General features: G+C 69.8%; 21 protein-coding genes. 11 read left to right on the top strand and 10 right to left on the bottom strand.

The genetic code is table 11. The annotated features are described in order from the left end of the window. Window positions 1-19: 19 nt before the first annotated feature. Entirely contained in the window at window positions 20-1,243 is a 1,224-nt protein-coding gene (locus ABD716_RS05690) for a sensor histidine kinase (RefSeq protein WP_344774715.1), read from the top strand. A gap of 112 nt (window positions 1,244-1,355) precedes the next feature. Here ABD716_RS05690 and ilvC read toward each other — a convergent pair whose 3' ends face one another. Genes ilvC through otsA form a run of 6 tightly spaced genes read right to left on the bottom strand, consistent with a single transcriptional unit; the run spans window position 1,356 to window position 8,815 of the window. Beyond that, window positions 1,356-2,384: a ketol-acid reductoisomerase gene (ilvC, locus tag ABD716_RS05685; RefSeq protein WP_344774713.1), complete on the bottom strand. Its 1,029-nt coding sequence runs from the start codon at window positions 2,382-2,384 to the stop codon at window positions 1,356-1,358. A gap of 20 nt (window positions 2,385-2,404) precedes the next feature. After that, the gene (gene ilvN / locus ABD716_RS05680; RefSeq protein WP_344774711.1) at window positions 2,405-2,914 is read right to left on the bottom strand and encodes an acetolactate synthase small subunit; all 510 of its coding nucleotides are present in this window, start codon (window positions 2,912-2,914) and stop codon (window positions 2,405-2,407) included. Between the two features lie 3 nt (window positions 2,915-2,917). Continuing rightward, window positions 2,918-4,723, bottom strand: coding sequence for an acetolactate synthase large subunit (locus ABD716_RS05675; RefSeq protein WP_344774709.1), 1,806 nt, complete (start codon window positions 4,721-4,723; stop codon window positions 2,918-2,920). A gap of 44 nt (window positions 4,724-4,767) precedes the next feature. Then, window positions 4,768-6,474, bottom strand: a complete 1,707-nt coding sequence (gene ilvD, locus ABD716_RS05670; protein ID WP_344774707.1) for a dihydroxy-acid dehydratase — start codon at window positions 6,472-6,474, stop codon at window positions 4,768-4,770. Window positions 6,475-6,501: 27 nt separating this feature from the next. Next, window positions 6,502-7,278 carry a trehalose-phosphatase gene (otsB, locus tag ABD716_RS05665; RefSeq protein WP_344774705.1) on the bottom strand — a complete coding sequence of 259 codons (777 nt, stop codon included), beginning with the start codon at window positions 7,276-7,278 and terminating at the stop codon, window positions 6,502-6,504. 4 nt (window positions 7,279-7,282) lie between these two features. Further along, a complete protein-coding gene (gene otsA, locus ABD716_RS05660) occupies window positions 7,283-8,815 on the bottom strand; it encodes an alpha,alpha-trehalose-phosphate synthase (UDP-forming) (protein ID WP_344774703.1) in 1,533 nt (510 codons plus the stop codon). Between the two features lie 108 nt (window positions 8,816-8,923). Between otsA and ABD716_RS05655 the strand changes: the two genes are divergently transcribed. The 7 genes from ABD716_RS05655 to ABD716_RS05625 are packed head-to-tail and all read left to right on the top strand — an operon-like array spanning window position 8,924 to window position 14,696. After that, a complete protein-coding gene (locus tag ABD716_RS05655) occupies window positions 8,924-9,727 on the top strand; it encodes a sugar phosphate isomerase/epimerase family protein (RefSeq protein WP_344774701.1) in 804 nt (267 codons plus the stop codon). After that, window positions 9,724-9,924, top strand: a complete 201-nt coding sequence (locus ABD716_RS05650) for a hypothetical protein (protein WP_344774699.1) — start codon at window positions 9,724-9,726, stop codon at window positions 9,922-9,924. Before ABD716_RS05655 ends, ABD716_RS05650 begins: the two co-directional genes overlap by 4 nt. 21 nt (window positions 9,925-9,945) lie before the next feature. Next, window positions 9,946-10,449, top strand: coding sequence for a hypothetical protein (locus ABD716_RS05645; protein WP_344774697.1), 504 nt, complete (start codon window positions 9,946-9,948; stop codon window positions 10,447-10,449). A 23-nt stretch (window positions 10,450-10,472) separates the two neighbouring features. After that, window positions 10,473-12,290 (top strand): glycoside hydrolase family 15 protein, encoded by a 1,818-nt coding sequence (locus tag ABD716_RS05640; RefSeq protein ID WP_344774695.1) that lies wholly within the window; start codon window positions 10,473-10,475, stop codon window positions 12,288-12,290. 9 nt (window positions 12,291-12,299) lie between these two features. Further along, window positions 12,300-12,731 (top strand): hypothetical protein, encoded by a 432-nt coding sequence (locus ABD716_RS05635; RefSeq protein ID WP_344774693.1) that lies wholly within the window; start codon window positions 12,300-12,302, stop codon window positions 12,729-12,731. Window positions 12,732-12,784: 53 nt separating this feature from the next. Continuing rightward, window positions 12,785-12,973 carry a CsbD family protein gene (locus tag ABD716_RS05630; protein ID WP_344774691.1) on the top strand — a complete coding sequence of 63 codons (189 nt, stop codon included), beginning with the start codon at window positions 12,785-12,787 and terminating at the stop codon, window positions 12,971-12,973. Window positions 12,974-12,992: 19 nt separating this feature from the next. Then, window positions 12,993-14,696 carry a class I adenylate-forming enzyme family protein gene (locus tag ABD716_RS05625; RefSeq protein WP_344774689.1) on the top strand — a complete coding sequence of 568 codons (1,704 nt, stop codon included), beginning with the start codon at window positions 12,993-12,995 and terminating at the stop codon, window positions 14,694-14,696. Here the strand turns inward: ABD716_RS05625 and ABD716_RS05620 are convergent. Both ABD716_RS05620 and ABD716_RS05615 read right to left on the bottom strand, forming a co-directional pair. Then, complete coding sequence (locus ABD716_RS05620) at window positions 14,693-15,856, bottom strand: AI-2E family transporter (protein WP_344774687.1); 1,164 nt, start codon at window positions 15,854-15,856, stop codon at window positions 14,693-14,695. The genes ABD716_RS05625 and ABD716_RS05620 overlap by 4 nt on opposite strands. A gap of 50 nt (window positions 15,857-15,906) precedes the next feature. Further along, on the bottom strand, window positions 15,907-16,671 hold the full coding sequence (locus ABD716_RS05615; protein WP_344774685.1) for an SDR family oxidoreductase: 765 nt from the start codon (window positions 16,669-16,671) through the stop codon (window positions 15,907-15,909). Window positions 16,672-16,773: 102 nt separating this feature from the next. Here ABD716_RS05615 and ABD716_RS05610 point away from each other — a divergent pair, with 102 nt between their 5' ends. Next, complete coding sequence (locus ABD716_RS05610) at window positions 16,774-17,610, top strand: helix-turn-helix transcriptional regulator (RefSeq protein WP_344774683.1); 837 nt, start codon at window positions 16,774-16,776, stop codon at window positions 17,608-17,610. Window positions 17,611-17,664: 54 nt separating this feature from the next. Beyond that, on the top strand, window positions 17,665-18,069 hold the full coding sequence (locus ABD716_RS05605; protein ID WP_344774681.1) for an ASCH domain-containing protein: 405 nt from the start codon (window positions 17,665-17,667) through the stop codon (window positions 18,067-18,069). 19 nt (window positions 18,070-18,088) lie between these two features. Here ABD716_RS05605 and ABD716_RS05600 read toward each other — a convergent pair whose 3' ends face one another. Further along, the gene (locus ABD716_RS05600; RefSeq protein ID WP_344774679.1) at window positions 18,089-18,511 is read right to left on the bottom strand and encodes an organic hydroperoxide resistance protein; all 423 of its coding nucleotides are present in this window, start codon (window positions 18,509-18,511) and stop codon (window positions 18,089-18,091) included. After that, window positions 18,511-18,993, bottom strand: a complete 483-nt coding sequence (locus ABD716_RS05595; protein ID WP_344774677.1) for a MarR family winged helix-turn-helix transcriptional regulator — start codon at window positions 18,991-18,993, stop codon at window positions 18,511-18,513. Before ABD716_RS05595 ends, ABD716_RS05600 begins: the two co-directional genes overlap by 1 nt. A 120-nt stretch (window positions 18,994-19,113) precedes the next feature. Between ABD716_RS05595 and ABD716_RS05590 the strand changes: the two genes are divergently transcribed. Continuing rightward, complete coding sequence (locus tag ABD716_RS05590; RefSeq protein ID WP_344774675.1) at window positions 19,114-20,463, top strand: HNH endonuclease signature motif containing protein; 1,350 nt, start codon at window positions 19,114-19,116, stop codon at window positions 20,461-20,463. Window positions 20,464-20,512: the final 49 nt, after the last annotated feature.

Raw genomic sequence — 20,512 nt, 5'->3', positions numbered from 1 at the left:
AATCTGCCAGAGTGACGCCATGAGGCCGCTGCGCGCGCTGTTCCTGCGACTCACCGCGGGGCGGCTGACGCCGTGGGTCAAGCAGTTCCCGACGGTCGTCACCTTTGCGGTCGCCCTAGTCGTTCTGCTGGCGACGCGGATGCCGGTGAGCTCCGGCGGCCTGCTGCTGGCCTCCGTCGTCATCGAGGTCGTCGCGACCATCGCGTCGTTCGCCCTGCCGTGGCGGCGCATCGACGCGTTCTGGAGCGTCCTCATCCCCTGCGCGGGCTTCGTGGCGATCGCGCTGCTGCGGCTCGCGACGGGCGGCGCGGAGTCGCCGTTCGGGGTGCTGCTGATCATTCCGACGATCTGGGTGGCGAGCGAGCCAGGCGCGTGGAATCCGCTCATCGCCGGCATCGGCACATGTTTCGCTCTGTTACTTCCGGAGTACCTCGACGGGTCCTCCGTCTCACTCGGCGACGTCGCGCGCGACCTGCTGACCCCGTTCGTCTACATCGTCGCGGCGATCATCATCAACGAGATCGCGAGGCGCCTGCGCGAGGCCGGCGAGGAGCGCGACCGCGTCAAGGACGAGTTCCTCGGCCTCGTCTCGCACGAGCTGCGCAACCCGCTCACGAGCGTGCTCGGCTACCTCGAGCTGCTGCGCATGACCGGGGCGAACCTAAGCGACGAGCAGCGCGGCTTCGTCGACGTCGCCGAGCGCAACGCGCGCCGACTGCGGCACCTGGTGGGCGATCTGCTGACGACGGCGCAGGCGGGCGCGGGCGCCTTCACGCTGCAGACGACCCAGGTCGACCTGAACGAGGTGGTGCGGCAGGCGGTCGAGTCGGCGGAGCCGGTGGCCGAGGAAGCGCAGGTCGAACTGGTCGCCTCGCTCGCGGCATCCGTGCTGCTCGACGGCGACCCCGATCGCCTCGGGCAGGCGTGCGACAATCTGATCTCGAACGCGATCAAGTTCACGCCCGCGGGCGGGCGGGTCACGGTGTCGACGCAGGTGCGCTCGCAGGCGGGGCGAACGGATGCCCTGCTGTCGGTGCGCGACACGGGGGTGGGCATCCCGGCCGATGAGGTCGCGCACCTCTCCGAGCGGTTCTTCCGAGCCTCGACGGCGCAGGCGATCCCCGGCGTCGGCCTCGGCCTCACCGTCGTGCGGGCGATCGCGACGGCCCACGGCGGCCGCCTCGACATCGAGAGCGCCGAGGGTGAAGGGACCACCTTCACGCTGGTGCTGCCGGTGAGCTGATCGCGTGGCGTCTCGCCACGAGTGCTGCGTACCCGATGAACGAGAAGTGCCGTAACGGGGCTCTGCCGAAGCAATCGCCCGTTACGGTACTTCTCGATGATGCTGGTGGTGCTTAGCGCGCGACCGAGCCGTCGACGTAGTCGTCGTCGCTGTTGGTGTTCCACGCGAACAGCGCGCGCAGCTCGCGGCCCGTCTTCTCGATCGGGTGCTGCTCGCCCTCGGCGCGCAGGCGCAGGAACTCGGGGGCGCCCGCGTCCTGGTCGGCGATGAAGCGCGTGGCGAAGGTGCCGTCCTGGATGTCCGCGAGGACCTCCTTCATGTGCTCCTTGACCGAGGGGTCGATGACGCGCGGACCGGAGACGTAGTCGCCGTACTCCGCCGTGTCGGAAACCGACCAGCGCTGCTTCGCGATGCCGCCCTCCCACATGAGGTCGACGATGAGCTTCAGCTCGTGCAGCACCTCGAAGTAGGCGATCTCGGGCTGGTAGCCCGCCTCGGTCAGCGTCTCGAAGCCGTACTGCACGAGGTGCGAGACGCCGCCGCACAGTACCGACTGCTCGCCGAACAGGTCGGTCTCGGTCTCTTCCGTGAACGTGGTCTTGATCACGCCGGCGCGCGTGCCGCCGATGGCCTTGGCGTACGACTTCGCGATCTCCCAGGCCTGGCCGGAGGCATCCTGCTCGACCGCGATGATGTCGGGGATGCCGCGGCCGGCCACGAACTCGCGGCGCACGGTGTGGCCGGGAGCCTTCGGCGCGACCATGATCACGTCGATGCCCGCGGGCGCCTTGATGTAGCCGAAGCGGATGTTGAAGCCGTGGCCGAAGAGCAGCGCCTTGCCGTCGGCGAGGTTCGGCTCGACGTCCTCGGCGAACAGGTGGCGCTGGTGCTGGTCGGGCGCGAGGATCACGATCACGTCGGCCCACTTCGTGGCCTCGGCGTTCGACTTCACCTCGAAGCCCGCCTCCTGCGCCTTCTGGATCGACTTCGACCCCTCGCGCAGCCCGATGACGACCTCGACGCCCGAGTCGCGCAGGTTCTGGGCGTGGGCGTGCCCCTGCGAGCCGTAGCCGATGACCGCGACCTTCTTGCCCTGGATGATGCTGAGGTCGGCGTCGTTGTCGTAGTAGATCTCTGCCATGTTCTTTCTCTTTCGAATCGTTAGGACTTGAAGACGCGGTCGGTGATGGACTTGGACCCCCGGCCGATCGCGAGCATGCCGGACTGCGCGAGCTCCTTGATGCCGAAGGGCTCGAGGATGCGCAGCAGGGCCTGGATCTTGCCGGAATCCCCCGTGGCCTCGACGACGAGCGCGTCCGTGGCCACGTCGACGACGCGGGCGCGGAACAGGTTCACCGCCTCGAGCACCTGCGAGCGGGTCGTGGCGTCGACGCGCACCTTCACGAGCAGGTGCTCGCGCTGCACGGACTGCGCGGGGTCGAGCTCGACGATCTTGATCACGTTGATCAGCTTGTTGAGCTGCTTCGTGACCTGCTCGAGCGGCAGCTCCTCGACATCGACCACCACGGTGATGCGCGAGAGCCCCTCGACCTCGGTCGTGCCGACCGCGAGCGAGTTGATGTTGAAGCCGCGGCGGGCGAAGAGCCCGGCGACCCTGGTCAGCAGGCCGGGCTTGTCTTCGACGAGGAGGGACAGGACATGGGTGCTCATGGCTTACTCCTCCCCCCAGCTCGGGCTGTGGTCCCTGGCGTACTGCACATAGCTGTTGCTGACCCCCTGGGGAACCATGGGCCACACCATCGCGTCGGCCGAGACCACGAAGTCGATGACCACGGGGCGGTCGTTCGTCTCGAGCGCCAGCTTGATCGCGGCGTCGACCTCTTCGGGCTTCTCGACGCGGATGCCGAGGGCGCCGTATGCCTCTGCGAGCTTCACGAAGTCGGGGATGTGCCGCGAGCCGTGGCCCGTGTGCAGCTCGCTCTGCGAGTAGCGCCCGTCGTAGAACAGGGTCTGCCACTGCTTGATCATGCCGAGCGACGAGTTGTTGATGATCGCGACCTTGATCGGGATGTCGTTGATCGCGCAGGTGACGAGCTCCTGGTTGGTCATCTGGAAGCAGCCGTCGCCGTCGATCGACCACACCACGCGGTCGGGCTGGGCGACCTTCGCGCCCATGGCCGCGGGCACCGAATAGCCCATCGTCCCAGCGCCGCCCGAGTTCAGCCACGCGTTCGGGCGCTCGTACGAGATGAACTGCGCCGACCACATCTGGTGCTGGCCGACCCCCGCGACGTACACGCCCTCGGGCCCGGTGAGCTCGCCGATGCGCTGGATGACGTGCTGCGGCGCGAGCAGACCATCGCTCGGCGGCGTGTAGCCGAGCGGGAACTCCTTCTGCAGCCCCTCGAGGCGCCCCCACCACTCGCCGAGCTCTGGCCGCGTCTCGACCGTGGCCGTCTTGTAGGCGGCGGTCAAGTCGGGCAGCACTTCGGCGAGGTCCCCGACGATCGGCACGTCGGCGATGCGGATCTTCGAGATCTCGGCAGGGTCGACGTCGACATGCACGACCTTCGCTCCGGGGGCGAAGTCGCTCACCTTCCCCGTGACGCGGTCGTCGAAGCGCGCCCCGAGGGCGACGATGAGATCGGATTCCTGCAGGGCGAGCACCGCGGGCACGGTGCCGTGCATTCCGGGCATCCCCAGGTGCTGTCGATGCGAGTCGGGGAACGCCCCGCGCGCCATCAGGGTGGTCACGACGGGCGCGCCCGAGCTCTCGGCGAACTCGAGGAGCTGCGCGGATGCCTTCGCCCGCACGACCCCGCCGCCGACGTACAGCACGGGCCGCTTCGCCTCGGCGAGCAGCTGGGCCGCCGCCTGGATCTGCTTGCCGTGCGCCTTCGTCACCGGGCGGTAGCCCGGTAGCTCGACCTTGGGCGGCCAGCTGAACTCCATGAGGTCCTGCTGCGCGTCCTTGGTGATGTCGACGAGCACCGGGCCCGGGCGGCCGGTCGAGGCGATGTGGTACGCCGCCGCGATCGCGCCGGGGATCTCGTCGGCGGTCTTGACCAGGAAGGAGTGCTTCGTGATCGGCATGGTGATGCCGACGATGTCGGCCTCTTGGAAGGCATCCGTGCCCATCAGCGTCGAGAACACCTGGCCGGTGATCGCGAGCAGCGGGACGGAGTCCATGTAGGCGTCGGCGATCGCCGTGACGAGGTTCGTCGCGCCGGGCCCCGAGGTCGCGATCGCGACGCCGACCTTTCCGCTCGCCGCGGCGTAGCCCTCGGCGGCATGGCCGGCGCCCTGCTCGTGGCGGACCAGGATGTGGCGCACGGCGCTCTGCGCCATGAGCTCGTCATAGAGCGGAAGGACGGCGCCGCCTGGCAGCCCGAAGACGTCGGTGACGCCGAGCTTCTCGAGGGTGCGCAGAATGGCCGCCGAGCCGGTGATCCGCTCGGGTCCTGCCGGCGCAGGCGCGGAGGGTCGCGGCGTCGGCACGGGTCGTGAATCCGTGGGCATGGAGAGAGTCCCTTAGCTGGGTCGGTGATCTGGTGAGGTCGCGGCTACCCCGTGACCGCGCCCTCCGCAGCGGAGCGCACGAGCTTGGAGTACTTCGCGAGAACGCCACGGGTATAGCGCGGAGGAAGCGGGGCCCAGCCGTCGCGGCGGGCCTCCAGCTCAGCTTCGTCGACGAGTAGGTCGAGGGAGCGAGCAGCGATATCGACCCGAATCAGATCACCATCGCGCACGAATGCGATCGGACCTGCGTCGACCGCTTCGGGAGCTATGTGGCCGATGCACAGGCCGGTTGTGCCGCCTGAGAATCGCCCGTCCGTCAAGAGTAGTACATCTTTTCCGAGGCCCGCGCCCTTGATGGCGGCGGTGATCGCGAGCATCTCGCGCATGCCGGGGCCGCCCTTGGGGCCCTCGTAGCGGATGACGACGACGTCGCCGTGCTTGATCTCGCCGTTGGTCAGCGCGTCCATGGCGGCGCGCTCGCGCTCGAACACGCGCGCGGGGCCCTCGAAGACCTCGAGGTCGAAGCCGGCGGTCTTCACGACCGCGCCCTCGGGGGCGAACGACCCCTTGAGGATGGTCAGGCCACCCGTCGGGTGGATGGGGTTGTCGAGCGTGCGCAGCACCTCGCCGTCGAGGGCGGGCGGGTTGATGTCTGCGAGGTTCTCGGCGACGGTCTTGCCCGTGACGGTGAGCGCGTCACCGTGCAGCAGGCCCGCGTCGAGCAGCGCCTTCATGAGCACGGGGATGCCGCCCATGCGGTCGACGTCGTTCATCACGTAGCGGCCGAAGGGCTTGAGATCGCCGAGGTGCGGCACACTGTCGCCGATGCGGTTGAAGTCGTCGAGCGTGAGCGGCACGTCGGCCTCGTTCGCGATCGCCAGCAGGTGCAGCACGACGTTGGTCGAGCCGCCGAGCGCCATCGCGACCGTGATGGCGTTCTCGAAGGCATCCCTGGTCAGGATCTGGCGCGCCGTGATGCCCTTCTGCAGCAGGCCGACGACGGCCTCGCCCGAGCGGTGCGCGTAGTAGTCGCGGCGGCGGTCGGCCGAGGGCGGCGAGGCCGAGCCCGGCACCGACAGGCCCAGCGCCTCGGCGACGGAGGCCATGGTGTTCGCGGTGTACATGCCGCCGCAGGCGCCCTCACCGGGGGCGAACGCGCACTCGATGCGCTCGGCGTCCTCGAGGCTCATGGTGCCGGCCTTGACGCCGCCGACCGCCTCGAAGGAGTCGATGATCGTGATGTCCTTCTCGGTGCCGTCGGAGAGGCGCACCCAGCCCGGTGCGATCGAGCCGGCGTACAGGAAGACGGACGCCAGGTCGAGGCGGGCGGCCGCCATGAGCATGCCCGGAATCGACTTGTCGCAGCCGGCGAGCAGCACCGAGCCGTCGAGGCGCTCGGCCATCATCACGGTCTCGACGCTGTCGGCGATGACCTCGCGCGAGACGAGCGAGAAGTGCATGCCCTCGTGGCCCATCGAGATGCCGTCGGAGACCGAGACGGTGCCGAACTGCAGCGGGTAGCCGCCGCCGGCATGCACGCCTTCCTTGGCGGCCTGCGCGAGACGGTCGAGCGAGAGGTTGCACGGCGTGATCTCGTTCCACGAGCTCGCAATGCCGATCTGGGGCTTGTCCCAGTCGGCGTCACCCATGCCGACGGCACGGAGCATGCCGCGGCTGGTGGTCGCTTCGATGCCGTCGGTGACGACTCGGCTGCGAGGTTTCACGTCGATCGCTGAAGAGATTTCCGCCATGTAACAACATTAGTGAGCCGTGAGGCGTCAGAGAGACCGAGCGGATGCCTCGCGCACCGTCGCCAGCTCGGACAGCAGCGTCGCGAACGCCTCGACGTCGGCCACGCGCGCCGTCGCCGCCGTCGGCCCCTCGCCCACCTTCACTCCGAGGTCACCCTCGCCGAGCACGGCGAACGCGTCCTCGTCGGTGACGTCGTCGCCCGCGTAGAGCACGGCGACGGGGCCGCCCGCCTCGTCGGCGAGCAGCTCGCGCAGCATCCGCACGCCGTCGCCCTTGTTCACCGCGCGCACGCTGAACTCGACGATGTCCTTGCCGACCCTGGTGGTGAAGCCGCCGATGGCGTCTGCGGCTTCACGAGCGGCCTGCTGCAGCGGCGCCACGAGCTCAGTGCGCTCGACGAGGCGGGTGTGCACGCCGTAGCCGACGGGCTTGTGCTCGAGGCGTGCCCCCGGCACGGCGGTCACGAGCTCGATGAGGGCCGCCTCGAGCCGCGCCATCCGCGCCCGCTCGTCATCGCTGAGCTCGGCATCGGCGAGCCGGCCGCGAAGGGAGACCTCGACCCCGTGCGAGCCGATCAGCAGGGCATCCGGCCCGGCCCCGGTGAGCTGCGCGAGAGACGCGAGCGGGCGCCCCGAGACGAACGCGACCCAGGTCGCGGGCAGTGCGCCGAGGCGGGCGATCGCCTCGGCGGCCGCGGGCGTCACGCGCGACGTCGAGGGGTCGTCGACGAGCGGCGCGACGGTGCCGTCGAAGTCGAGGGCCACGAGCAGGCGCTCGGCGGCCGCGATGCTCTCGACACCCACGCGCTCAGTCCCCGTAGCCGAGCGGGGCGACGGTCCGCTTCGGAATGTCGAGGTGGTTCGCCGGGTCGTTGTGGTCCTCGCGGGTCAGCGCATCGAGGAAGGTCGCGCTCCAGCGCTGCACGTCGTGGCTGAGCACGCGCTTGCGCAGGGCGCGCATGCGGCGGGTGCGCTCGCGCTGCGGCATGCGGATCGCGTGCACGATCGCCGACTTGAGCCCGTCGATGTCGTGCGGGTTCACGAGCAGCGCCTGGCGCAGCTCGTCGGAGGCCCCGGCGAACTCGGAGAGGATCAGCACCCCGTCCTGGTCGGTGCGGCTCGCGACGTATTCCTTGGCGACGAGGTTCATGCCGTCGCGCAGCGCCGTGACGAGCATGACGTCGGCGGCGAGATAGAGCGCGACCATCTCTTCCCGCGGGTAGCCCTGATGCAGGTAGTGGATGCCGGGGTGGCCGAGCTGCGAGAAGTCGCCGTTGATGCGGCTGACCATGATCTCGACCTCGTCGCGCAGCTGGGCGTAGGCGTCGACGCGCTCGCGGCTCGGGCTCGCGACCTGGACGAGCGCGACTTCCTCCGAGGTGAACGCGCCGTCTTCGAGCAGCTCGCCGAACGCCTTCATGCGGTGGCGGATGCCCTTCGTGTAGTCGAGCCGGTCGACGCCGAGCATCAGCACGCGCGGGTTGCCGAGTTCCTCGCGGATCTCGCGGGCGCGCGCCCGGATCTGCGGGTCGGCGGCGAGCTTCTGGTACTCCTGCGCGTCGATCGAGATCGGGAACGGGCGCGCGAGCACCGTTCTGATCGGATGCCCGCGGCGGCCGGTCGCGCGGTGGCGCACCGTCTGCTCGAGCTGCCCGTCCTCAAGGGGCACGTTGATGATGTTGCCGCGCGTCTCGAAGCCGTGCAGCCGGCGCACGGCCCTCGCGAAGTTCCCCGCGTCGGCGACGCGCTGGAAGCCGACGACGTCTGCTCCGAGCAGCCCGTCGACGATCTGGCGGCGCCAGGGCAGCTGCGAGTAGATACCGTACGGCGGGAACGGGATGTGGTTGAAAAATCCGATGATCAGGTCGGGCCGGGCGTCGCGCAGCATCTTCGGCACGAGCTGCAGCTGGTAGTCGTGCACCCAGACGATCGCGTTCGGGGCGGCGACCTCGATGGCCGCGTCGGCGAAGCGCCGGTTGACCCGCTGGTACGCCTCCCACCACTCGCGGTGATAGCTCGGCGGCGAGATCACGTCGTGGTAGAGCGGCCACAGGGTGTCGTTGCTGAAGCCCTCGTAGTAGTCCTCGACCTCTTCGGCCGACAGCGGCACCGGAATGAGGTCGATGCCGTCGGCCTCGAACGGCTCGAAGTGCACGTCGGGCATGCCCGGCCAGCCGATCCAGACGCCGTCGCGCTCGCGCATGACCGGCTCGAGGGCGGCCACCAGACCGCCGGGCGAGGTGCGCCAGACGGCGTCGTCCCCCTCACCCGAGACGTGGTCGACCGGCAGGCGGTTCGACACGATGACCAGTTCGTATTGCTCGCTCTCTGCGGATTTCACTGCGGAAATGCGGCACCTCCAGGCTCCTCGCCAGGCTATCAGGCGGCCACGAGCCGTCAGCGGACGGCCACCGGCCGTTCAGGCATCCGGCGTAGCCTTGGAGATCACATGATGCGCATCGGGATGAGCACGTCCTGCGTGTATCCGCTGCCGGTGGAGCACGGGTTCCGCCTTGCGCGCGAGGCCGGCTATGACGGCGTCGAGGTCATGGTCACCCGCGACGAGAAGACGCAGAGCACCGACGCCCTGCTGCGGCTCTCCGAGCGCTACGAGGCGCCGATCATGTCGATCCACGCGCCCGTCCTGCTGCTCACGCACTTCGTCTGGGGCCGCGATCCGCGGGTGAAGCTCGCCAAGAGCGCCGAGCTCGCGGCATCCGTCGGCGCCGCCACGGTCGTCGTTCACCCGCCGTTCCGCTGGCAGGCCGAGTACGCGGTCGACTTCCTGCAGATCGTGCGTGAGATCGCGACGGATGCCGGCGTGCAGATCGCCGTCGAGAACATGTTCCCGTGGAAGGCCGCGGGTCGTGCGATGAAGGCTTACATGCCCGGGTGGGATCCGACGCACTTCGACTGCGACGCCGTGACCCTCGACTTCTCGCACGCGGCGCTCTCGGGGCAGAGCAGCCTCGAGCTCGCCGCAGGCTTCGGGCAGCGGCTGCGCCATGTGCATCTGTGCGACGGCTCGGCGAGCAACGACGAAGGGCGCATCTTCGACGAGCACGCGCTGCCCGGCCGCGGCACGCAGCCCGTCGCCGAGGTGCTCGCGCTGCTCGCCGCGCAGAACTGGGACGGTGCGATCGTCGCCGAGGTGAACACGCGCAAGGCGCGCAGCGACGATGAGCGACTCGCCATGCTCGTCGAGACGCTGCAGTACGCCCGAGTCCACACCACGGCTAGCGTGAAGGCATGACTATCCGGAAGTACGTGCTGAGCCCTCGGCTGTACGCCTCGGCACTCGCGGTCCTGCCCGTCGTCAAGGCGACGAGGAAGCCGCAGCTCGGGCAGCGCTCGTGGGTGCTCTGGGCCGGGTGGGCCCTCGGGACCGCGGCCGCGCTGATCACGATCCGTGAGGAATCCGCACGGCGTGTCTCCACCGATCGCCGCTGAAAGCCCTCGAAAATTACAGGCATGTTATTCGGTCGCCGTAAGCATGCCGCCCCCGCTCCGGCCGCGGCTGCGCTGACCAGCGCCATGCAGGCGACCGCGCCCGTCGCCGTGCCCCAGCTCACCGACGAGCTCATCTTCGCCGCCGTGCAGCGCAGCCTGAACGACGTGTTCGGCGAGGCCGGCGACTGGACGGTCGCGCGGCGCTCCCCCGGGCAGGACGACCTGATCTTCCACGACGTGCTCGTGCACTCGCTCGCGACCTCGGTGACGGCAGCCGTCGCCGCCGCCCGTGAGGCCGCCGCGCCCGCCGACGCGCAGGGGCCGCTCGGCCTGCTGCGCGCCCCGCGGGCAGCGGCCGAGGCCGAGCCGGTGGAAGAGACCGCCGACGAGCCGGCCGCGCTTCGCTGGGAGCCCGCGCCGATCACCCGCTGGGCCGATCTCAAGCGCCCCGTGACCGGCGAGGTGGCCGTGATCGACCAGCGCAGCATCGAGCAGAGCAGCGTCGATCAGAACAAGGCCGCATAGCTTCGCCCCGTAGCGTACGGCGCATGGCTCTGGCGATCGAGGACTACGCGCTCATCGGCGACTGCTTCACCGCCGGCCTGGTGGGCCGTGACGGCTCGCTCGACTGGCTGTGCCTGCCCCGCTTCGACTCCCCCAGCGTCTTCGGCGCGCTGCTCGGCGATGAGGACGACGGGCGCTGGCTGCTCGCGCCGAGCGACCCGGATGCCTCGAGCACCCGCCGCTACGACGGCGCCGGCTTCACGCTCGTCACCCGCTGGGCCACCGCGGGTGGCGTCGTCGAGGTCACCGACGTGATGCCGATCGGGCGCGGCCGCGTCGATCTGGTGCGGCGCGTGCGCGGCGTCAGCGGCTCGGTCGAGCTCGCCCAGCAGCTGCGGCTGCGCTTCGACTACGGCGCGACCGTGCCGTGGGTCAGTCAGAACCGCGATCGCGACCCGGTCGAGCTCGTCGCGATCGCGGGGCCGAACGCCGCCGTGCTGCGCGGGCCGGCCCTGCGCGGCCACGACCACGAGCACGCCGGTCGCTTCGAGGTCGCCGCCGGCGAGACGGTCGACATCGTGCTCACCTGGTTCCCCAGCCACCGCCCGCTGCCCGAGCCCCTCGACGTCGACGCCGCGCTTGCCCACACGCACGAGTGGTGGCAGCAGTGGCTCGACCGCGGGCGCCCCGCCGATCGCTCGCGAGAAGTGCCCGAGCGCTATCGCAAGCTCGTGCAGCGCTCTCTGCTGGTGCTGCGGGTGCTCACGCACGAGTCGACCGGCGGCATCGCGGCCGCCGCGACGACCTCGCTGCCCGAGCAGTTCGGCGGCGGCCGCAACTGGGACTACCGCTTCGTCTGGCTGCGGGACGCGGCCCTCACGATCAATGTGCTCGCCCAGCACGGCTACAACCACGTGGTCGACAGGTGGCGGCAGTGGATGCTGCGGGCGATCGCGGGCGACCCCGCCGACGTGCAGATCATGTACGGCCTCGGCGGCGAGCGGTGGCTGCCCGAGCGCGAACTGGCCTCCCTGCCCGGCTACCAGGGCCCGGGCTCCGAGCGGGCGCACCCGGTCCGCGTCGGGAACGCCGCCTCTGAGCAGTTCCAGGCCGACGTGATCGGCGAGGTGATGCTGGCGTTCTCGGCGGCGCGCGAGACGGGACTGGCCGAAGACGCCGTCTCGTGGGGACTGCAGCGCGCCCTGCTCGAGCACCTCGAGAGCGTCTGGGCGACGCCCGACCAGGGCATCTGGGAGATCCGCGGCGAGCCGCGCGCGTTCACGCACTCGCGCGCCATGTCCTGGGCCGCGTTCGACCGCGGCGTCGAGGCCGTCGAGAAGTACGGGCTCAAGGGGCCCGCACGGCGCTGGCGGGAGCTGCGCGACGGCATCCGCGACGCCATCGACCGCGACCACGTCGATCACGCGACGGGCGCGTTCGTGCAGTACGCGGGCGCGCCGCATGTGGATGCCGCGCTGCTGCAGCTGCCCCAGGTCGGCTTCTGCGCGCCCGACGACCCGCGCATGCTCGCGACGGTCGCCCGCATCGAGTCCGAGCTCATGCATGACGGATTCGTCGACCGCTACGTGACCGAGAGCGGGGTGGACGGGCTGCCGGCCGGCGAGAACCCATTCACCGCGTGCTCGCTGTGGCTCGCCGAGCAGTACGCCCGCTCGGGCAGGCGCGACGACGCGCTCGCGCTGCTCGACCGGGTCGGGAGAATCGCGAACGACGTGGGGCTCCTCTCCGAGGAATACGATCCCCGGGCGAAGCGCCAGGCCGGCAACACGCCGCAGGCGCTCTCGCACCTCGCATTCGTGCGCGCGGTCGACGCGCTCTCGGACACCGAGCTGACTCGATAAGCTGTGGCTGTGACCGTGAATGCAGCATCCCCGGCCGTCACCCACGACGACGGCGTTCAGAACCAGTCCTTCGTCGCGTTCCTGGCGCGCCGCATCCCGTCCGCTCTCGGCGGTCTGCTCGTCACGCTCCTCGCGGTCCTCGTGTTCCTGTTCTGGGTCTACACGCTCGTCGTGACCTGGATCGGCCACGGCGATCTCTCCACCCCGCTCTTCCAGACCTCGGTCGCGGCCGCGCTCGTCGTCGGTGTCGCGTTCTTTGCGCGCAAGACGCTCGGCTGGCTCGGCCTGCTGGTCATCGCCGCCGCATGGTGCATCCTCTCGGGCCTGCCGCTCATCCCGATCGTCCAGGTGATCGTGCAGGCCGCTCTGGTCGCTCTCATGGCAGCCGCCGCGGTCTTCGCGGTCGTCGCCGCCGAGCAGGCCGAGCGCCCGCGTTTCTAGGCGCACCCCGCCGGGTATCGCCCCTCTGACACAGACACAGAGGGGAGCACATCATGTCGATGTCAGACAAGGGCCGCCACGCCGCCGACGACGCGATCGGCAAGGGCAAGGAAGCCGCAGGCAAGCTCACCGACGACGAGAAGCTCGAGAACGAGGGCAAGGCTGACCAGGTGGGCGCGAAGGTCAAGAAGGCCGGCGACTCGATCAAGGACGCGTTCGACAAGGCGACCGACCGCGACTGAGCGTCAATAGACTCGTCGTATGACGACGACGCCTGCTGATCAGCCCCTGTTCTCCGCCAACGGAACCGGCTACGACATCAGCCAACTTCAGGGCGTCTTCGAGCATCACTTCACCTGGGCGACCGCCTTCGAGCGCAACACCCATCGGTACGCGCACAGGCCCGCGATCAGCGACCCCGAGACGGGGCGTTCGTGGACGTACGCCGAACTCGGCGTCGTCACCGGACGACTGGTCGCGGGCCTTCGCCGTGCCGGAGTCGGCACGGGCGACCTCGTCGCCTACCAGCTGATGAACTCGCCCGAGTTCGCGTTCCTCTATGTCGCGGCCCAGGGCCTGCGGGCGGTCAGCTCACCGATGAACTTCCGCCTCTCCCCCGGCGAGACCGCCTTCATCCTCGACGAGTCGAAGCCGAAGGTCTTCGTGTACGAGCGCGAGCAGGCATCCCTGGTAGCCCAGGCGCTCGAACTCGCGACGCACCGGCCCGCCGTCGTGGCGGGCGTGGGAAGCGGCGAGCTGATTCCCGGGTCGATCGCGTTCGAGGACCTGCTCGTCGAGGATGCCCCGAGCTTCCGTGCCGCCGAAGACGGCAGCGTGTGGGACGAGTCCAGCCGGCTCTACACGAGCGGCACGACGGGAATGCCGAAGGCGGTGCCGCTCACGTCCCTCAACGAGACCTTGTCGGCGCACGACGTCATCATGGCGTTCCCCCTCTCGAGCACCGACAAGACGATGAACATGTCGCCGTGGTTCCACCGCGGCGGCAACTACTGCGCGGGGCCCAACCCCGTGCTCTTCGTGGGTGCCGAATCCGTGTGCCTGCGCCGCTTCGACGAGGCCGTCGTGCTCGACGCTGTTCAGAACTCGAAGCTGACCTACGTGATCGGCGCGCCGACGAACCTCGAGCGCCTGGCCGACGAGCAGGAGTCCACGCCGCGCGACATCTCCTCACTGCGCGGCATCGTGACGATGGGGGCGCCGCTCGAGAAGGCAGCGGCAATCCGCTACCAGCAGACGCTGCACCCGCGGCTGATGAACGGCTACGGCACGACCGAGGCGTTCTGGAACACCTTCCTGCGCCCCGAGGATCTGCCGGCCTTCGCCGGCAGCGCGGGCCGCGCGTGCATCGACGACGACGTCGCCGTGGTGAACGTCTATGAGGACCGCTTCGCCGAGCCCGGCGACCTTGTGCCGAAGGACGGTCACACCGTCGGCGAGGTCATCATGCGCACGGTCAAGGCGGGCTATGCCTACACCGACCCCGAGCGCACCGCCGAGAAGTTCCGCGGCGGCTGGATGTACCCGGGCGACCTGGCCACGTGGGACGAGAACGAGATCGTCACGATCGTCGGCCGCAAGGACGACATGCTCATCTCGGGCGGCGAGAACGTCCACCCGGTGCAGGTCGAGGAGGCTCTCGCGGAGCACCCCGGCGTCGCCGACTCGATCGTGACCGGCCTCGCCGACGACGAGTGGGGCGAGCTCGTCGTCGCCTATGTGCGCGTGAAGCCGGGGAAGCTCGGCGACGCCCAGGCGGCGGCGAACGACCTCGACGCGCACTGCCGCGCGCATCCCGGCCTCGCGGACTTCAAGCGGCCGCGCCGCTACGCCTTCGTCGACGAGCTCCCCTACACCGCGACCGGGAAGAAGCAGCACTTCATCTTGAAGAAGCAGGCGATCGAGGATGCCGCCGCGGGGCGCTTCCTGACGCCGGCGAAGCGCTAGTTCCGCGCCGGGGGCGCCTCTTCCGCGGCTCTGGTGGCGAAGGGTCCGCCCGTCTCGGAGTTCCAGACGGTGGTGATGCCCCACGCCGTCGCGGCGATCGGCACCGCCAGCACCGCGCCCACGATGCCGCCGATGAGCGAGCCCGCGGCCAGTGAGAGCAGGATCACGAGCGGGTGCAGGTTGAGCGAGTGCCCCATGATCTGCGGCTGCAGCAGGTGGCTCTCGAGCTGGTTCACGAGCACCACGATCGCGATCACGATGATCGCCGCGACCGGTCCGTTCGCGACCAGTGCCACGAGGGCGGCGAGCACGCCGGCCAGCACCGCGCCGACGATGGGGATGAACGCCGTGATGAAGACGATGACCGCGAGCGGGAACGCCAGCGGAACCCCCACGATCGCGAGGCCGATGCCGATGCCGACCGCGTCGGCCGCGGCGACCATCGCCGTGCCGCGCACGTAGCCGCCGAGCACCGTGACCGTCTTCTCGCCGATGCGCTGTGCGCGCTTGTAGGTCTCGCCGTGCAGGGGGCGCAGCAGGAACTCCCAGATCTTCGGGCCGTCCTTCATGAAGAAGAACAGCGTGACGATCGTGAGGAAGAGGCCGGTGACGCCCTCGGCCGCCGCCCCGGCGCCGGCGAGCGCGCCGCGCCCGAACTGCGCCGAGGTGATGAAGTCGACGACCGCGTTCTGCGCGTCATGCAGGTTCTGCTGGCTGATCAGGTTGGCGGGAAGCTGGTTGAAGTAGCCCTCCAGGCGGTTGATGCCGTCCGTCGCGTTCTGCTGGAGCTCGCCCCACTGCGAATGCACCGCCCACACGATCAGCGTCGTCAGGCCGCCGATGACGATGAGGATCGAGAACAGCGCGATCCAGGTCGCGAGCATCGACGGCACGCCGTGGCGGCGCATCCAGGCCATGAAGGGGTGGATCGCGCACGCCAGGATGAGCGCGAGGGTCACGGGAATGAACACGAGGCTCACCTGCGTGATGGCGAGCACGAGCACCGCCGCGACGATGAGGACCGCGATGATCTGGATGCAGCGCGTGGCGAAGCGGCCGAACCCGTCGCCCCAGGCGACCGTGGTCTCCGCCTTGGCTACTGCGACATTGCGCGGCAGCGCACCGCCGCTGGGCACCTTGTTCCTGTGCAAGAAGGCCATGCGCATGAGGGTACCCAGCCGCGGGGCTCCTTAGGCGTACGCCGTGCCGATCAGGCCGTGACGTCCCGATGGCCGCCGTTGAGGGCGGCGACGACCTGGTCGTAGTCCCCGCGCGCCTCGCCGTAGCGCAGGAAGTGCACCCGCTCGACCAGGATCTCGTGGGCATCCGGCTGCGCCTCGATGAGCTGCATGACCTCGTCGACGAAGGCATCCAGGGGCAGCGCGTTCGGGTCCTGCGACTGCCCTGGCATCAGCTCGGTGGCCACGAGCGGCGGCACGAGCTCGGTGACCTTCACGCTCGTGTCGGCGAGCTGCAGGCGGATCGACTCGGAGAGCATGTGGATCGCCGCCTTGGTCGCGTTGTAGCTCGGCGTGAAGGCGAGCGGCGTGTGTGCGAGCCCGCTCGAGACGGTCATGATCGTCGCATCCGGCCGGGTCTGGAGGTGCTCGATGAAGGCGCCGATGAGGCGGATCGGGCCGAGCAGGTTGGTGGTGATCGTCTGCTCGGCGGAGGCGAGGAAGCCTTCGGCGCGGTGCCAGTCCTCTGCGTGCATGATGCCCGCCATCGCAATGAGGACGTTGAGGTCGGGATGCCGGGCGATGAGCTCCGCGGCGGCAGCGGTGATGCTCGCGGCATCCGACGTGTCCAGCTGCACCGTGTCGAAGCCGTGCTGCTGCGCCAGCTCGTCGAGCAGGGCCGCGCGGCGGCCGCCGATGATCACCGTGTTGCCCGCGTCCTTGAAGCGGAGGGCGAGAGCGAGTCCGATGCCACTCGTCGCGCCGGGGATGAAGATGGTGTTTCCGCTGATGTTCATGACTCCACGGTGCAGGCATCCGCTCGTCGTGAAAAGGGACGCAGCGATCGTGGGACCCGCGATCCCTGGTTGGGCGCGCACGCGGGTGTGATGATCGGATGCATGGATCGCACCGCTCTCGCCGACTTCCTGCGCCGCCGCCGCGCTGAGCTGCAGCCGGCCGACGTCGGGCTGGCGGAAGGTGCGCGGCGCCGCGCGCCCGGGCTGCGGCGCGAGGAGGTCGCGTCGCTCACGGGGATGTCGGCCGACTACTACACGCGGCTCGAGCAGGGCCGCGGGCCGCAGCCCAGCGAGCAGATGCTCGCGGCGCTCGCACGCGCGCTGCGGCTGACGGATGACGAGCGCGACTACCTGTTCCGCGTCGCGGGGCACGCGGCGCCCGATCGCGCCGGCGGTCTGCCGCACGTCGCGCCGGCGCTGCTGCGCGTGCTCGACCGGCTGGACGACACGCCGGCGCTGATCCTGTCGAACCTCGGCGAGACCCTCGTGGCGAATCGCTTCGCGGTGGCCCTGTTCGGCGACGTGTCCGGGCGCACCGGCTTTGCCCGCAGCGACGTGTGGCGCTGGTTCACCGAGCCGGGGGCGCGCGAGCTCTACCCCGTGGGCGACCGCGACCGGCAGAGCCGGGCCCTCGTCGCCAATCTGCGCGCCGCCTACGGCGCGGACGGGCCGCGGTCTCGGGCGGGCGAGCTCGTGCGCGCGCTCTCGACCGCGAGCCCCGAGTTCGCGTCTCTCTGGGAGAGGCACGAGGTCGCGCGCCGTTTCGAAGACCACAAGGTGCTCGTGCACCCCGAGCTCGGGCCGATCGAGCTGGACTGCCAGGTGCTGTTCACGGAAGACCAGTCGCAGGCCCTGCTGGTGCTCACCGCTCCCCCGCGCACCGAGGCCGCCGAGAAGATCGCGCTGCTCGGAGTGGTCGGCACGCAGAGCTTCGCGTGAACCGCCGTGACCGTTTCGAAGCTCGCTGAGTTCTGGGCCCGTGCGCGTGCGGAAGTGCCGGCGCTGCCGGAACCGCTACCGGGCGCCTGGTCGTTCGGCGCGACCGCCGAGCAGGCTGACGAGCTCCTCGCGCTTGTCCTCGGCGGTTCGAAGACCGGCACGGCGTCATCGGCATGGGACTACGCTGTGGAGGGCGAGCCGCTACCGGCCGTGGGCGAGCTCAGTGTGATTCTCGACGGTGCCGCAGAGCCACGGGCCGTCGTTCAGACCGTCGCCGTTACGGTGGTGCCCTTCAACGAGGTCGACGAAAGCCACGCGTTCGCCGAGGGTGAGGGTGACCGCAGCCTGGCCCACTGGCGGCGCGTTCACGAGAACTTCTGGCGCGAGCATTCTGCGCGCGGCTTCGCACCCGACATGCTGGTGGTCTGCGAACGGTTCGAGCTCATCTACCGCCCATGAGAGAACCGCGGTCTGAGACTCAGTCGTCGGTGACCGTGATGGTCACGTCGATGTTGCCGCGGGTGGCGTTGCTGTACGGGCAGACCGTGTGCGCGGCATCCGCGAGCGCCTGCGCCTCGTCGTGCGGCAGAGTCGGAATCGTGACCTCGAGCTCGACGGCGAGCTGGAAACCGCCCTCGCCGTTCGGGCCGATGTGCACCCGGGCGCCGACGGTCTCGTCCTCGAGCTTCACCTTCTGCGAGCGGGCGACGCCGAGCAGCGCCGAGTGGAAGCACGCGGCGTAGCCCGCCGCGAAGAGCTCTTCCGGGTTGGCGCCGTTGCCCGAGCCGCCCATCGCCTGCGGAATCGCCATGTCGAGGTCGACGCGACCGTCGGTCGTCGTGACGTGGCCGTTGCGGCCCTCGCCGGTCGAGAGCGCCTCAGCGGTGTAGAGGATGTCCATTACTTGCCCTTTCCTTGTGGGTGGTTCGGCTTCGGCTGCACCGAAGGGTCGCGCATCCGCTCGCTCAGTGTCTTCGCGAGCGTGAGCAATTGCAGGTATTCGTCGTGGCTGAGCCCGGTGCGCTCGCCGAAGCAGGCGGGGATGTCGTCGAGCTCGCTGCTGAGGCCGCGGCCGGCATCCGTCAACGTGATCTCGACCACGCGCTCGTCTGCGGCGGCACGGCTGCGGGTGACGAGACCGCGCGACTCGAGGCGCTTGAGCAGCGGCGACAGGGTGCCCGAGTCGAGGCCGAGCAGCTCGCCCAGCCGGCCGACCGTGAGCGTCTCCTCGTTCCAGAGCGCGATGAGCGCGAGGTACTGCGTGTAGCTGAGCTTCCACGGGGCGAGCAGCTCGCGGTAGATCTGCCCGAACTGGCGCTCGACCGAATACACGGCGAAGCAGAGCATCGGGTCGAGTGCCTCGGCGGCGGTCGTGCGGGCCATGACTCGATACTTGCACGCAATTCAGTTGTGCACAACCTAATTCGCGACGATGCAGCAGGGTTATCCCCAGGTTTCGGGTATCCCCCGATGAATGTCGGTGGCCCCTGCTTGACTGTCGACATGACATTCGAAGACGCGTTCGGCTTCGGCGCGGCGCTGCCTGTGACCGAGCTCGGCGCCTCCTGGCAGGCCGAGCAGCTCGAGCGGGTCTGCGAGGGGCGCCGCCAGATCGCGAAGATCGAGGCTGCCGAGATACGGATGCTGGGCGAGCTGCTCCTCGAGGCGGAAGGGTCGGCCGGCGAAGACGCGATCGATGCCGGCGACCCGGCCGAGGTCACCCGGCGGCACGACTTGAAGGTGCGCTCGCTCGCGACCGAGCTGGCCGCATCGCTGCGCGTCTCGATCCAGACCGCCGAGCAGCGCCTTGCGGAAGCGTGGACGCTGGTCAACGAGCTGCGTGACACGCTCGCCGCTCTCGAGGCCGGCGACATCTCCCGCGCTCACGCACACGAGATCGTCATCGAGACCGCGCACCTCGGCGTCGAGCGGCGCGAGGCCGAGAAGGTGCTGCTGCCGTGGGCTGCCCGACTCGGCGTGGCGGCCTTCCGGAAGAGGTCCAAGCAGCTGCTCGAGATGCTCGAGACCGAGTCGCTGAAGAAGAGGCACGAGCGCGCCTTCGCCGGCCGCCGCATCGACCTCGCCCCGGCGCGCGACGGCATGGCCCACCTCGACGTGTACCTCGAGCTCAGTGATGCCGCCCGCATCAAGGCCGGGCTCGAGAACGCCGCGCACGAGGCCCGCGAGGCCGGCGACTCGCGCACCGCCGCCCAGCTCGAGGCCGACTTCGCCGTCGAACTGCTCCTCGACGGCCAGATCACCATCGGCGATTGCCGCAGAGACGGCGTCGAGACCCCCGCGGCGCCCGTCAAGAACCGCGCGGCCATCACCGTCGACGTCCTCGTTCCGGCATCCACACTGGCCGGCAAAGACGACGAACCCGGCATCATCCCCGGCCTGGGCGCCATCGACCCTGCGCGGGCCCGCGAGCTCGTCGCGCTCGCTCCCAGCCTGCGGCGTATCCTCACCGACCCCATCACGAGCGCGATCCTCGACTTCGACCGAACCACCTATCGCGTACCCGCCGAGTTGAAACGCGTGCTGAAACTCAGAGACCAGCACTGCCGGGCGCCCGCATGCGGCGTGCCGGCCGCGCGCACTGAGATCGATCACACCACCGGCTACGCCCGCGGCGGCCCTACGGCGCTGCGCGAGCTCGCGCACCTGTGCGGAAACCACCACCACCTCAAACACGAAGCCGGGTGGTCGCTCCGGCAGTACCTCGACGGGGTTCTCGAGTGGCGCGCGCCGTCAGGGCGCAGCTATCGCACTTACCCCGAGCTCACGGTGCCAGCGAGACGCGTCGCCCCGTGGAGCCTGCCCGACACCGGCGAGCCGGGACTGTCGGTTTAACGGTGTGTGAGGGTCCGGCCTGATCCGAGAGGAGACGGCCGTGTCGGAC

The organism is Gryllotalpicola kribbensis (genome assembly GCF_039538245.1).
In the GTDB taxonomy this organism is placed as follows: domain Bacteria; phylum Actinomycetota; class Actinomycetes; order Actinomycetales; family Microbacteriaceae; genus Gryllotalpicola; species Gryllotalpicola kribbensis.
This window is presented reverse-complemented; position numbering and strand designations above follow the sequence as displayed.

Excerpts from the sequence above, each read along its gene's own strand:
- ABD716_RS05620 (WP_344774687.1), bottom strand. The coding sequence starts at position 15,856 with ATGGCCTTCTTGCACAGGAACAAGGTGCCCAGCGGCGGTGCGCTGCCG.
- ABD716_RS05600 (WP_344774679.1), bottom strand. The coding sequence starts at position 18,511 with ATGGACATCCTCTACACCGCTGAGGCGCTCTCGACCGGCGAGGGCCGC.
- ABD716_RS05630 (WP_344774691.1), top strand. The coding sequence starts at position 12,785 with ATGTCGATGTCAGACAAGGGCCGCCACGCCGCCGACGACGCGATCGGC.
- ABD716_RS05590 (WP_344774675.1), top strand. The coding sequence starts at position 19,114 with ATGACATTCGAAGACGCGTTCGGCTTCGGCGCGGCGCTGCCTGTGACC.
- ABD716_RS05690 (WP_344774715.1), top strand. The coding sequence starts at position 20 with ATGAGGCCGCTGCGCGCGCTGTTCCTGCGACTCACCGCGGGGCGGCTG.
- ABD716_RS05655 (WP_344774701.1), top strand. The coding sequence starts at position 8,924 with ATGATGCGCATCGGGATGAGCACGTCCTGCGTGTATCCGCTGCCGGTG.
- ABD716_RS05675 (WP_344774709.1), bottom strand. The coding sequence starts at position 4,723 with ATGCCCACGGATTCACGACCCGTGCCGACGCCGCGACCCTCCGCGCCT.
- ABD716_RS05640 (WP_344774695.1), top strand. The coding sequence starts at position 10,473 with ATGGCTCTGGCGATCGAGGACTACGCGCTCATCGGCGACTGCTTCACC.
- ABD716_RS05615 (WP_344774685.1), bottom strand. The coding sequence starts at position 16,671 with ATGAACATCAGCGGAAACACCATCTTCATCCCCGGCGCGACGAGTGGC.
- ABD716_RS05645 (WP_344774697.1), top strand. The coding sequence starts at position 9,946 with ATGTTATTCGGTCGCCGTAAGCATGCCGCCCCCGCTCCGGCCGCGGCT.
- ilvD (WP_344774707.1), bottom strand. The coding sequence starts at position 6,474 with ATGGCGGAAATCTCTTCAGCGATCGACGTGAAACCTCGCAGCCGAGTC.
- ABD716_RS05595 (WP_344774677.1), bottom strand. The coding sequence starts at position 18,993 with ATGGCCCGCACGACCGCCGCCGAGGCACTCGACCCGATGCTCTGCTTC.
- ilvC (WP_344774713.1), bottom strand. The coding sequence starts at position 2,384 with ATGGCAGAGATCTACTACGACAACGACGCCGACCTCAGCATCATCCAG.
- ilvN (WP_344774711.1), bottom strand. The coding sequence starts at position 2,914 with ATGAGCACCCATGTCCTGTCCCTCCTCGTCGAAGACAAGCCCGGCCTG.
- ABD716_RS05650 (WP_344774699.1), top strand. The coding sequence starts at position 9,724 with ATGACTATCCGGAAGTACGTGCTGAGCCCTCGGCTGTACGCCTCGGCA.
- ABD716_RS05625 (WP_344774689.1), top strand. The coding sequence starts at position 12,993 with ATGACGACGACGCCTGCTGATCAGCCCCTGTTCTCCGCCAACGGAACC.
- ABD716_RS05610 (WP_344774683.1), top strand. The coding sequence starts at position 16,774 with ATGGATCGCACCGCTCTCGCCGACTTCCTGCGCCGCCGCCGCGCTGAG.